The organism is Rhodococcus sp. 077-4, assembly GCF_047782425.1.
Lineage (GTDB): Bacteria > Actinomycetota > Actinomycetes > Mycobacteriales > Mycobacteriaceae > Rhodococcoides.
The window spans coordinates 1,216,932-1,228,635 of sequence record NZ_JAJPWC010000001.1; the positions used below are offsets into that span (position 1 = coordinate 1,216,932).

Consider the following 11,704-nt stretch of genomic DNA (forward strand, 5'->3'; position numbering starts at 1 on the left):
TCGGAGGGTCGCCCGTTGTTGTGTGTCCGCCCGCATACCCGCCCGTTCGCGTCAATGGACCCTTGCACCGCCCAGACGTATGCAACGGTCCATTCACGCAGGTAGAGGTCGGGCGTGAATGGACCGTTGCAACGGTCAGACGTGTGCAGTGGTCCATTGACGGAAGACCCGAGCGCCGAGGGCAACAGCGATGAGGGCAAGTTCCGCCAGCACGATCCAGAACAGCAGCGCCATATCGGGAGCCCAGCGGGCCAGGGTCGAGATCGGTGCTCCGGCGAGCGTGGGCAGAAGGAAGTACAGCAACCCTCCGGCGGCGACGGCGGCAACTATGCGCGCAGGTGCCCATCGACCGGGTGCTGTCCGGAATCCCAGCAGTATTCGCGTCGCGCAGATCGCCAGCAACACCGCGAGTGCCGTCGACGCGATCACTGCGATCTCGTAGAGACCGAGGCCCGAGGTGCGGGGCTCGTCGATGCCGACTCGTGCGAGTGCGAGGGACCGGGCCGCCGAGGCAAGTGCGTCGGCTTCGACTTCGCCGTATCGGTTGGTCGCGAACACGACCGCCAGGTGGCGTTCCGGAAACAGGGCGACATGAGTGAAGTACCCGGGCACAGCCCCGGAATGCCAACGCATCTCGGTACCGTCGGGCAGCGTTTCGACGTACCACCCGTATCCGTATGCCGTGCCCGAACCCGTGGGCACTGTATCGGGACTGTTCGACGCCGGAGCAGTCAGCTGCTTGGATGCGTAGCGCGACAGCTCGTCGATGGATCCGCTCAGATAGCCGTAACCCATTCCAGCAGAGTCGATTCCGGTATCGATGCTCCGGGGAAACGTGAAGAACGGTACGTGGCCGGGAGCGACGGTGCCGGCGGTGTGCACTCCGGTCTCGCGGGCCACGACGTCGGCGAACGGTTCGGCGGTGACCTTCTCGACGATCGCCTGCAGCAGTAGGTAATTCAGGCTCGAGTAGCCGAAGGTGCCGCGGTCGGCCGCGGTGACGTCCAGGGTGGGTACGACGTCGAGTGCTCGTTCGGTCCGTCCCCACGCGTCCAGTTCGGTGACGTCGTGGGGGAGTCCGCTGGTGTGGTGAATCAGGTCGTCGATCGTGACGTCAGCTGGAACAAACGAATCACTCTCCGGCAGAATCGAATTCACGGTCGAGTTCAGGGTGACGGCCTGATGTTCGGCGAGGGAGTACACCGTTGCCGCCGTCACCGATTTCGAAACCGAACCCCACACGAACGGCGTGCTGCGCTCGATCGGCGCTCCGTCGCCGTCCACCCCGTACTCGACGTCCTCGATCACGTCGCGATCGGAGACGACCCGAAACGCCACCCCCGGCAAACCGAGCTCTTCGGCCACAACCCCGATGTCCGACGCCATGCCGGGGTCCGGCGGGGTGGGGGAGCCTGCGGTCAGGACTGTTGCGACGGTGAGCAGGGCGTGCAAAATGCGCATGGGTGGAGTGAATCAAGCTCTCCGGGATCGACGCCTCGGTGAAGACCCTGAATTCTGTCCTGAGATCAGCTCCTGTGAATCAGGTCGGCGATCCAGGGCATCACGTCGTTGTACGCGGCCAAGGCTCCGGGTTGGTGGTTCGCGCCCTCCAGTGGGATGGCCGGGAGATCGTATTGGCGGTAGGTGATGTCCGCGCCCAGGTCCCGCCAGCGCCGGAGCAGGGTGCGGCTCTGCTCGACGGGTACGGTGTCGTCCGCGACCGCATGCGCGAGGTAGACCGGCACGACGGGGGCGATGCGCCCGACGGTGTCGGTCTCGGCCACCGCCGCCAGAACGGGGTTGCTCAGCTGCTCGGTGAGTGGTCGGCCGTCGCGGGTGAGCTCGCTCGTTCGTACGATGTCGTTGGCTGCGGGGTCGGTGGTGCACCAGTTCTGTGCTGCGTCGAGCGCGGCGAGCCCGTCGGAGTCGAAGAGGCCGCGGATGCTCTCGGCCCGCTCCGGGTAGGCGTTGATCATCCCGTCGACGGCGAAGAGCACGGCGCTGCCGAGGCCGGTGTTGTCGAGTGTGTCGATGTTGAGCGTCGGATCTGCCGGTGGTGCACCGACATACGCTCCCCGGATGTTCAGTTCCGGGGCGTAGGTGGGGGCGAGTTCGGCAGCGGATGCGGACGCGAACCCGCCTTCGGAGTAGCCGAACAGCACCACCGGGGTCGAAGGTTCGACGTCTGCGGTCCTGGCTGCGTCGAGCAGCGCATGGCCCGAGGCCATCCGGTTCAGGTAGGTGTGTCCGCCGGGTGTCCCGAGGCCCTGATAATCGGTCGCGACGACGCGATAGCCGGCCAGCAGCAGCGGGAGGATGGCCGGGGACGAGCCGACTGTTCCGAGCACTGCCGATCCGGCGCAGCGGTCGGCCATGCCGGAGGTGCCGGGCGCGTAGGCGATCACCGGCCGGGGGCCGGGGCCGGTCCACGGAGCCGTCGGGGTCATGGTGTAGCCGGAGACGATCATGGGGTCGCCGTGAGTGTCGGTGGACCGATAGAGAATTCGTTCGATGTCGAAGCCGAGCCCGAATCCCTTGGGCGAATTGACGGGCAGGTTGCGGACCACCTCGCCGGGCACCGCGGGTTCTGTCGTTGCCACCGGCGCGTCGTAGAAGTCCGTCAGGGGCCCGGCCACGGCGACAGGCGTCGAGCATCCCAGGATCGACACGATTGCGGCCGCCGTGATCGCCATCGCTCGCGAGGACTTCGTCACCTGTCGCACCCTTCTGGTCGAGATTCCCGCACTCGATGGCCCGCCACCGGAGGTGACGTTAGCCTGAGAATCGGTCCTGTAGGGGGTCGACATCAAAAGGGAACGTACGAATTGCCCGATGTGAGACTGGCGAACGATCGTCAGGTTTGAAATAGTTCGTTACTCGACCCATCTTCGGGTGATTCGGCAACGAATTGTGGTCAAACGTCGGGTTCGATCGGCTGATGCGTACGTTCGGGGTACGCACCGACCGGCCTAGGAAGGATCGGCCCCACCATGTTGTGGACGCGCTTCCTCGGCCTCGGTGTGGTTTCGCTGGTCGCGTACGTGATCGCCCCGCAGGGATTACCCAGAGATGCTGTCTACGCAATCGTGCTCCTGGCCACAGTTGCCGCCTTCGTGTACCGCTACTCGAAGGAGCCCGGGCCGGACAAGCGGACGTGGAAGTACATGGCCGTCGGCGTCGGCTCGTGGGGTGTCGGCGATGCGCTGATCGCGATGGCGCAGCTCAGCGGCGCTCAAGTGTCGACGTTCTCCTCGTCCGACGTCTTCTACCTGCTGGGCTACCTGGTGATCGCGGTCGGCTTCGCCCGGGCCGCCGACGAGAACGGGCTCGTGTTCGGAATCGAGGAGCTACTCGAATGCCTCGTGGTTGCAGTCGGTTTCGGCCTCGCCACCTGGGTGTTCGTCATCTCGGACAACGCGACGTGGTCGCTGTCGTCGGCAATGGCACTGTGGCCGGCCACCGCCTACCTCACCGTCGATGCGTTTCTGGTGACTCTCGTCGGCAGTCTGTACCTGTTGACTCGCTCGACGACGGTTCCGTTTCTCGCCGCCGCGACAGGCGTCGTGCTCCTCGTGGCGGCCGATTTCTCGTCCTACGCAGCGGTGAACACGTCCGAGCTCTACCGATCGACGCTGCCGAATGCACTCTGGTTGGCGGCCTACGTGTGCTTCGGCGTTATCGCCCTGCATGTCCCGGACCGGACGGTCGCTCGGATCGACCGGTCGAGTCCGTTCAAATTCGGGCGGACCAGATTTGCGGGACTTGGAATCGCGGTTGCCGTGACACCGCTGGTGATGGCTGTGCAGTTGGCCCGCGGAGTACCCGTCGAGCAATGGGGTTGGGTGATCGTGATCGCCTCGGCGCTGGTCATCGCCCTCGTTGGGGGCCGGATGGTGTGCTTTCTGAACACGTTGCGCCTGCAGGCCGCGGTGCTCGAGGACGTAGCTCGCACTGATGCGGTCACCGGACTTGCCAGTCGCCGACTACTCCGGGAGCGGTTGGACACGATGCTGGCAACCCGAGGGGACGCCGATGTCTTCACGCTGGTGGTGGACATCGATCGCTTCGCGCAGATCAACGAGACCTTCGGGTACAGCGTGGGAGACAGCGTGCTGCGCGAGATCGGCCATCGCCTCGTCGCGTCGGTTAGAGCCGATGACCTGGTGGGACGACTCGGGGGCGATCAGTTCGTCGTCGCTATGCGCCGACTTCCCGCCCGAATCGATGTCTCGGACGCGGCCGAGCGACTCCAGTTCGCCGTCAGCAGGACGATGTTCGTGCACGACATCAACGTGGCACTAGACGCGACCGTCGGAATCGCGGACACCGAAAGGCCCGAGGGGAGCTCGATCGGTGCCGAGCAGCCGGCTGCGAGTCCCGTCGACGGCGAGGCGATGCTTCAGCGTGCCCACGTGGCGTTGACAGCCGCAAAAGCGGGCCACACCCGCGTGGGTCGCTACGAACCCGAGATGGATCGCGACCGCCACGACCAGATGCGATTGCTGGGGGAGCTGGACACGGCAATTCGTGACCATCAGCTTCGAGTGTTCTTCCAACCGTGCCTGGATCTGGAATCCGGCCGTGTGGATCGCGTCGAAGCCCTGCTGCGGTGGTTGCACCCCCGCGAGGGCTTGATCGGGCCGTCGATGTTCTTGCCCGACGCCGAGCGCACCGGAATGTTGCCTGCCATCACCGCACTCGTACTGGACGAGGCGTTGGCACAGTGCAGTGCGTTGCGGCGACGTGGCGTCGATCTGGCCGTCTCGGTGAATCTTTCGGTTCGGAATCTGCTCGACGAGACGCTCACCGAACAGGTCGCAGCCGCGCTGGCGAAATATTCGGTTCCTGCGCATGCGCTGGAGTTCGAGGTCACCGAGACCACCGCGATGACCGATCCGGTGCGTTCGGTGGATGCCTTGACGTCGCTGCGCAGCCTGGGCGTGACCATTGCGATCGATGATTACGGCACCGGTTACAGCTCGCTGACCTACCTGCAGAGCCTGCCGGTGCAGACGCTCAAGATCGACCGTTCGTTCGTGTCGAAGATGAACTCCGACGAAACCGACGCATCGATCGTGCGCTCGACGATCGACCTGGCTCGAAGCATCGGGGTGCGGGTGATGGCCGAGGGGGTCGAGGACGCGGGCACGTTGAATGCACTCCGAGAACTGGGCTGCGACGGTGCTCAGGGCTACTTCCTGGGCAGGCCGATGCCCGCCGAATTCTTGGCCGAGGCCGTGGCGAAACTGAATTCGGAAACGCCGACCAAACTGGAGTGGGAGCTCGCTCGCGAACGCATCTGAGCGGACTCGCCCGGTCTCAGGACGGGGCAGGTACGTCCAGTACGACCTCGAATTCGAGCAGCGATGCTCCCGAGGAGACAGGCTTTGCAGCGCGTGCTCCGGCGTGAGCCTCCCTCGACGGCCCGGCCGACCAGGCCTGGAACGACTCCTCGTCCTCCCACTGGGTGACGACGAAATAGCGTGACTCGCCCTTGACCGGCCGCAGCAGCTGAAATCCGAGAAAGCCAGGGGAGCCGTCGACCGAGCCTGCACGCGCGGCGAAGCGCTTCTCGAGTTCGGGACCTGCGCCCTCGGGTACGTCGATCGCGTTGATCTTCACAATGGCCATTCTCGAGAGACTACGCCGCCGTGCGGTTTCTCCGCCGATATGCTCGACGGTGATGCTCTACGACGAGGGTGGATCCGGCCGTTCGATTCTGCTGCTGCACGGGCTGATGGGTAGTGCGGCCACCTGGCGTCGGCAGGTTCCATGGCTCAGGAAATTCGGACACGTGCACACCTACGACGCTCCGGGCCACCGTCGCCCGCCGCCGACGGAACTCACGACCGAATCCTTCGTGGCCGACCTGCTCGAGCACCTCGACACACTGGGGCCGAGCGTGCTGATCGGTCATTCGATGGGCGCACTGCACGGTTGGTGCGCGGCCGCGCAGCGTCCCGACCTGGTGACCGCGCTGGTGGTCGAGGACATCGCTCCTGACTTCCGAGGCCGTACCGCAGACGACTGGGCTGCGATGATCAGGGCGTGGCCGCAGCCCTTTCCCGACGCCGACGCGGTGCGAGCGTTCTTCGGAGACGTTGCGGGACAGTACTTTCTGGATTCCTTCGAGCGCGGTGCCGACGGGTGGCGTTTGCACGGCGAGGTCGACTTCTTCGAGGCGATCTCACAGGGGTGGGGGACGCGGCACTTCTGGGACCAGTGGGATGCCGTCGACGCTCCGGTGTTGCTGATCGAGGGTGAACACACCATCACCCCGGCCGGCCAGATGACGCAGATGCATGTGCGCAAACCCGGATCGAAGTACGTGCGGATCGACAAGGCGGCGCACTTGATTCACGACGAGGAACCGGAGCGATATCGCACAGCGGTCGAGGAGTTTCTGCGCGCACTAGAGTGATCCGAATGCCGCTCGCGAAGCTCAACGGAATCGACCTCAACTACGACGTCACGGGCGACGGCCCGCTCGTGGTGCTGGTGATGGGCACCGGTAGTCCGGGCCGCGTGTGGCGAACGCATCAGGTTCCGGTCCTGGTGAAGCAGGGATACCGGGTCGTCACCTTTGACAATCGCGGAATCGCACCGTCTTCCGAGTGTGCGAGCGGGATGACGCTCGACGACCTGGTGGCCGACACCGCTGCCCTCATCGAGCACCTCGGCGGCGGCGCAGCACGCGTCGTGGGCACGTCGATGGGTGCGCGCGTCACCCAGGAATTGGCTTTGGCCAGGCCGGATCTGGTGTCACATGCGGTGATGATGGCCACCTACGGCAAAACCGGCACCTTCCGTGAGCAACTGTCGAAGGGCGAGAAGGATCTTCACGATGCCGGAATCGAACTCCCGGCTTCGTACCGCGCGGCGATGACTGCCATGCAGAACTTTTCACCGAAGACGCTGGCCGACGACGCTGCGATCGGCGATTGGCTGGCGATCCTCGAATACTCCGGTGGCAGAAGGACTGCGGGCATGCGCGCGCAGATCGGACTCGAAATGCGCGCCGGGACAGATCGATTGGCGGCGTACCGGTCGATCAGGGTCAAGTCCCTCGTCGTCGGATTCGCCGACGATCGCTTGATTCCGGTGCAGCAGTGCCGCGACGTGGCCAATGCGATACCTGGAGCAAACTACGTCGAAATCGCCGACACCGGCCATTTCGGCTACCTCGAACGACCCGACGCGGTCAACGCTGCGCTCGTGGAGTTTCTGGCGTCCTAGCTGTCCGAACCCTCGCCTGCAAGTGCGAACAATCCCGATTCGGTTTGTTCGATCAGTCCGTCGGTCAGTAGCGAATCGAGAGCTCGGTCGCGTTGTGTCGGATCGGTGGGCCAGACGATGTCGAGCCGAGCCCGCTCGACGGGGCCGGTGCTCTCGCGCAGTACCGACATCAGCTTGCCGCGAACCTGACGGTCGGTGCCCGCGAACTTCTGGACCTTCTTCGCAGGCCCGTTGTGGGCAGGTCTGCCGGCCTCGATCCAGGCGCACTCGGGCAGCGGACACAGCAGGCACGCCGGATTTTTGGCCGTACAGATGAGCGCACCCAGTTCCATCAGCGCCGCCGAGTGGCGGGCGGCGCGCGGGACGTTCTCCGGAAGCAGCTGCTCGACGTCGGCCAGATCCCTTGTAGTGGAGGGGTTTCCGGGCTCGGCGTTGCCGTGCAGCGCTCGCGCGAGGACGCGTCGAACATTGGTGTCCACCACAGGAACTCGCTGACCGTAAGCGAAACATGCCACCGCTCTGGCGGTGTAGGCACCGATGCCGGGCAAGCCCAGCAGCGTCTCGACGTCGCTCGGCACCTCGTCGCCGTACTCCTCGGCGAGCACCCGGGAGCACTCGTGCAACCGCAGTGCCCGACGCGGATAGCCCAACTTGCCCCACGCGCGGAGCACCTCGGCCTGTGAGGACGACGCCATCGCCGAGGGCACCGGCCAACGCTGCACCCACTGCTCCCAGATGGGCGCTACCCGCACCACCGGTGTCTGCTGCAGCATGATCTCGCTCATCAGGATCTGCCATGCGCTGACTCCCGGACGACGCCACGGCAGATCGCGTCCGTCGGAGTCGAACCACCCGAGCAGAGCGTCGGCATCGATCGGCAACTGGTCGCCCTTCCGGTTGTCGCTGTGATCGTTCCCCACAGTAGCCAACCCGACTCGCTGGTAGCTCGACGCACGTGCACAATGAATTCATGCCTGCTTCGAATCCGATTGCTGCCTGGAAGTCACTCAAGGAAGGCAACCAACGGTTTGTCTCCGGAGAGGTCCTGCACCCGTCGCAGGGCATCGAGGACCGTGCTCGCCTCGAGAGCGCTCAGCACCCCGGTGCCATCCTCTTCGGTTGCGCCGACTCGCGAGTTGCTGCCGAAATCATCTTCGACCAGGGTCTCGGCGACATGTTCGTCGTACGTACCGCCGGTCACGTGGTCGATTCCGCGGTGTTGGGCTCCATCGAATACGGCGTTGCCGTGCTCAACGCCCCGCTGATCGTGGTACTCGGCCACGACCACTGCGGCGCGGTTCAGGCGACCGTCGACGCCCTCGAGAGTGGTGACGTGCCCGGTGGCTACATCCGCGACGTCGTCGAACGCGTCACCCCGTCGGTGCTCTCTGCCCGCCGCGACGGCTACGAGGCCATCGACGAGTTCGAGGCACGGCATGTCGAGGAGACCGGCAATCTGTTGATGCAGCGCTCGCGCGTCGTCGCGGACAAGGTCGAAGCCGGGGAACTCGCCATCGTCGGTCTCACCTACCAGCTGTCGAAGGGCCACGCGCAGCTACGTGAGGTCATCGGCGACATCGGCGAAGTGCCCGCCTGAACCGACCCGGATCCTGTCCCGGTGAGTTCGACGGCGCGACACGCCGCGTGGGCTCAGGGATAGCGCGGCTTCGGCCGCATACGGTTGGCTCGTGTTGGAACCGACCGGGCCTTTGCCTCCCGAAATCTACTGGCGACGCCGCGCGCTCGCCATCGGTGCGGCCGTCGTCGTTCTCGGATTGATCGTGTGGTTCATCGCCTCGCTCAGTGGCGGTTCCGACGACACCGAGGCCGCTCCCGCCGGCGTCGTTGCGGCACCGGCTACGACTTCGGCTCTGCCGTCACCCAGCTCTTCGGCCACCGAAGGTGATTCCGGCGGCTCGGGTGTTTCCGGTGGCGGCTCGGGTGGTTCCGGCGGCTCGGGTGGAGGCACGGACTCTGCGGCCGGTGGTTCCGCAGCGGCGACCACCAGTGGTGCCCCGGCTCCCGTGATCTCCAATCAGTGCCCGGACCAATCGCTCGCGATCAAGGTGACGCCGGAAAAGGCCACATACCGTCTGGGCGAAGAGCCCGTGTTCACGGTGGTCATCACCAACATCGGTTCCACCGAATGCCAGCGCGACGTCGGTGCCGGGCTCCAGCAGGCGCTCGTCTACACCCTCGACAATCAGCGCATCTGGTCCAACATCGACTGCTTCCCCAACGCCGCGTCGGACCTGCGTACCTTCAAGCCCGGCGAGCAGGCCGGCTTCACGGTCAAGTGGTCCGGCACCAACTCGGTGCCCGGTTGCGGCGAAGAGCGAGTGCCGGTCGGCGTGGGTGCTTACCAGGCGATCGCGCAGCTCGGTGAGCTCAAGAGCGTGCCGGAGCCGTTCAACATCACCAGCTGAGTACGGTCGACTCTCATGACGACCACGACAGCTCTGGCCCGCGCCGCCTACAAGACGCTCGAACCCTTCCACGTCACCGCATACTTCAATCCCGAACTGGGATCGGCGTACGAGGACACAGGCCTCGACGGTCACGCTTGGTACGTCGGGGCTCGGGCGGCCCCGATGGGTCCGTGCGCGCCGAGCGTCGTTGCGGCTGCGTTCTACAACTTCAATCCGGCACTGATCGAGGTTGCGTGGCCTGCCGCCGTGGCCGTCGGTCTCGAGACGGTGTCGGCTCGTCGGTGGACCATGCTCGACTCCGTTCTGGGAACGGCACTCGGCTCCCTGGCGGACGACCCTGCGCTCGCCACGTTGGCGGGCCGTCTGGGCGATATCGGCGACACCGCCTCGTTCGCGGGCCGACCGCTCGCCGCCGCGTGGCACTCCGCCGCTCGACCCGAGGTACCGCATCTCGCGCTCTGGCACTCGATCACCGTCCTACGCGAATGGCGCGGCGACGGACATCTCGCCGCACTGATCGACGCAGAACTCGACGCGGTCGAGGCCGCAGTCTTCCACGAGGCCGACCGGCAGACCCCGCAGCCCGGCCGTCGTGCGCTCGGCAAACGCATCACGCAGCTGACCAGGCAGTGGTCCGAGGGCGAATGGGGTTCTGCCGCAGAACGACTCGCTGCCCGCGGCCTGCTCACCGTCTCTGCCGAGGGCGAGACGTTGACCGATGACGGCGTCGCGCTCGATCAGCACATCGAGGATCGCACCGACATCATGGCGTCGGCGGTGTGGAAGAACGTTCGAGACGCCGAGCAGTTGATCGCCAGCGCACGGCCTTACGTCAAAGCCGTGATCGACGCAGGCTTCCTGCCGGGGACGAAGAAGAAGGCGTCCTAGTCGTAGGGTCCGGAGATCGACGCCTCGGCCAAGCGGGACAAGCCCTCTCGGATGTGCCGAGCCCACAGTCCGCCGATACCGTCGACCGATTGCAGGTCGGCGGCGGTGGCTGCGAGCAGCCCCTGCAATGTGCCGAACGCGCCGACGAGTCGGTGAATCTGGCTGAACTGCAACCTCGGGACTCGGGTGAGTACCCGATACCCGCGGGGACTCATCGGGGTGTCGAGGGCCTCGATGGTCGCGGGATAGCCGAAGGCTCGGGCCAGCGTCGTCAGATCCAGCAGGTCGACGTCGGTCAGCTTGTCCAGTGCGGCAAGCGCCTTCTCGACCCCGGTGGTGCTCGACGGTTCGTTGCCGGCGAGATAGTCGCGGACGATCAGTTGACGATCGACGTCGTTGTCGCCCAACAGTTCTTCGAGCTGGAGCGCGAGCTGTCTGCCGTCGGTTCCGAGTTCGAGAACGTTCTGCTCGATCTCCACCGACACTCGCCGCACCATCTCGAGCCGCTGTGCCACGGTCAGGGCATCGCGCAGAGTCACGAAGTCCTCGATCTCGACGACCGAGAGCTGACGGGTGTTGTCGTCGAGCCGGGCCTTGTAGCGTTCGAGAGTCGCGACGGCCTGATTGGCGCGCGAGAGGATGGTGGCCGAGCCCTCGACGACGTGTCGGATGCCACCGATGTAGACGCTGACGATGCTCATCGACTGGCTCACCGACACAACCGGATAGCCGGTCTGCATGGCGGTTCTCTCGGCGGCGCGGTGGCGGGTACCGGACTCGACGGTGGGGATCTTGTGATCGGGTACGAGCTGCACATTCGCGCGGACGATGCGCTTGCCGTCGGTCGAAAGAACCACTGCGCCATCCATTTTGGACAACTCGCGGAGCCGGGTCGGTGCGAATTCGACGTCGAGCTCGAACCCGCCGTCGCAGATCGCCTCGACTTCGTCGTCGTAGCCGAGGACGATCAGGCCGCCGGTGCGGCCGCGCAGGATTCGCTCCAGACCGTCGCGGAGGGCGGTTCCCGGTGCGAGCCGGGCGATGGCCTCACGCAACGCTGGGGACGGCGTGGTGCCCTCCATGGCCAACCCCCCTCGTGTCTTGTGATCTCGTGCGACTAAAGAGTACTGCGCTGCTACATGCGGGCAGCC

Annotated in this window: 11 protein-coding genes; 6 read left to right on the forward strand and 5 right to left on the reverse strand. The window is 65.6% G+C overall.

The genetic code is table 11. The features are described from left to right. Positions 1 to 135 precede the first annotated feature (135 nt). The gene (locus ACNEOT_RS05910) at positions 136 to 1,461 is read right to left on the reverse strand and encodes a serine hydrolase domain-containing protein (protein WP_415972905.1); all 1,326 of its coding nucleotides are present in this window, start codon (positions 1,459 to 1,461) and stop codon (positions 136 to 138) included. Between the two features lie 65 nt (positions 1,462 to 1,526). Continuing rightward, entirely contained in the window at positions 1,527 to 2,714 is a 1,188-nt protein-coding gene (locus ACNEOT_RS05915; RefSeq protein ID WP_415972907.1) for a lipase family protein, read from the reverse strand. A gap of 276 nt (positions 2,715 to 2,990) precedes the next feature. Here ACNEOT_RS05915 and ACNEOT_RS05920 point away from each other — a divergent pair, with 276 nt between their 5' ends. Next, on the forward strand, positions 2,991 to 5,303 hold the full coding sequence (locus tag ACNEOT_RS05920; protein ID WP_415972909.1) for a putative bifunctional diguanylate cyclase/phosphodiesterase: 2,313 nt from the start codon (positions 2,991 to 2,993) through the stop codon (positions 5,301 to 5,303). A gap of 16 nt (positions 5,304 to 5,319) precedes the next feature. On the opposite strand, the gene ACNEOT_RS05925 is transcribed toward ACNEOT_RS05920, so the two are convergent. Further along, positions 5,320 to 5,631, reverse strand: coding sequence for an antibiotic biosynthesis monooxygenase family protein (locus ACNEOT_RS05925; protein WP_415972910.1), 312 nt, complete (start codon positions 5,629 to 5,631; stop codon positions 5,320 to 5,322). Positions 5,632 to 5,683: 52 nt separating this feature from the next. Here ACNEOT_RS05925 and ACNEOT_RS05930 point away from each other — a divergent pair, with 52 nt between their 5' ends. Beyond that, positions 5,684 to 6,421, forward strand: a complete 738-nt coding sequence (locus ACNEOT_RS05930) for an alpha/beta fold hydrolase (RefSeq protein WP_415972911.1) — start codon at positions 5,684 to 5,686, stop codon at positions 6,419 to 6,421. A gap of 5 nt (positions 6,422 to 6,426) precedes the next feature. Continuing rightward, positions 6,427 to 7,236, forward strand: a complete 810-nt coding sequence (locus ACNEOT_RS05935; protein ID WP_415972913.1) for an alpha/beta fold hydrolase — start codon at positions 6,427 to 6,429, stop codon at positions 7,234 to 7,236. Here ACNEOT_RS05935 and ACNEOT_RS05940 read toward each other — a convergent pair. After that, a complete protein-coding gene (locus ACNEOT_RS05940) occupies positions 7,233 to 8,117 on the reverse strand; it encodes an A/G-specific adenine glycosylase (protein WP_415973668.1) in 885 nt (294 codons plus the stop codon). The genes ACNEOT_RS05935 and ACNEOT_RS05940 overlap by 4 nt on opposite strands. Positions 8,118 to 8,206: 89 nt before the next feature. Here ACNEOT_RS05940 and ACNEOT_RS05945 point away from each other — a divergent pair, with 89 nt between their 5' ends. The 3 genes from ACNEOT_RS05945 to ACNEOT_RS05955 all read left to right on the forward strand — a co-directional run bounded on the left by ACNEOT_RS05945 (position 8,207) and on the right by ACNEOT_RS05955 (position 10,553). Beyond that, entirely contained in the window at positions 8,207 to 8,833 is a 627-nt protein-coding gene (locus ACNEOT_RS05945; protein ID WP_415972915.1) for a carbonic anhydrase, read from the forward strand. 91 nt (positions 8,834 to 8,924) lie between these two features. Continuing rightward, complete coding sequence (locus tag ACNEOT_RS05950; protein WP_415972916.1) at positions 8,925 to 9,662, forward strand: hypothetical protein; 738 nt, start codon at positions 8,925 to 8,927, stop codon at positions 9,660 to 9,662. A 15-nt stretch (positions 9,663 to 9,677) separates the two neighbouring features. Continuing rightward, positions 9,678 to 10,553, forward strand: a complete 876-nt coding sequence (locus ACNEOT_RS05955) for an SCO6745 family protein (RefSeq protein WP_415972918.1) — start codon at positions 9,678 to 9,680, stop codon at positions 10,551 to 10,553. Here the strand turns inward: ACNEOT_RS05955 and disA are convergent. After that, entirely contained in the window at positions 10,550 to 11,635 is a 1,086-nt protein-coding gene (gene disA, locus ACNEOT_RS05960; RefSeq protein WP_415972920.1) for a DNA integrity scanning diadenylate cyclase DisA, read from the reverse strand. The genes ACNEOT_RS05955 and disA overlap by 4 nt on opposite strands. Positions 11,636 to 11,704 lie beyond the last annotated feature (69 nt).

What these genes read in the sequence shown, in the direction of transcription:
- ACNEOT_RS05910 (WP_415972905.1), bottom strand. Translation starts at nt 1,461, where the DNA reads ATGCGCATTTTGCACGCCCTGCTCACCGTCGCAACAGTCCTGACCGCA.
- ACNEOT_RS05920 (WP_415972909.1), top strand. Translation starts at nt 2,991, where the DNA reads ATGTTGTGGACGCGCTTCCTCGGCCTCGGTGTGGTTTCGCTGGTCGCG.
- ACNEOT_RS05925 (WP_415972910.1), bottom strand. Translation starts at nt 5,631, where the DNA reads ATGGCCATTGTGAAGATCAACGCGATCGACGTACCCGAGGGCGCAGGT.
- ACNEOT_RS05930 (WP_415972911.1), top strand. Translation starts at nt 5,684, where the DNA reads ATGCTCTACGACGAGGGTGGATCCGGCCGTTCGATTCTGCTGCTGCAC.
- ACNEOT_RS05935 (WP_415972913.1), top strand. Translation starts at nt 6,427, where the DNA reads ATGCCGCTCGCGAAGCTCAACGGAATCGACCTCAACTACGACGTCACG.
- ACNEOT_RS05945 (WP_415972915.1), top strand. Translation starts at nt 8,207, where the DNA reads ATGCCTGCTTCGAATCCGATTGCTGCCTGGAAGTCACTCAAGGAAGGC.
- ACNEOT_RS05955 (WP_415972918.1), top strand. Translation starts at nt 9,678, where the DNA reads ATGACGACCACGACAGCTCTGGCCCGCGCCGCCTACAAGACGCTCGAA.
- disA (WP_415972920.1), bottom strand. Translation starts at nt 11,635, where the DNA reads ATGGAGGGCACCACGCCGTCCCCAGCGTTGCGTGAGGCCATCGCCCGG.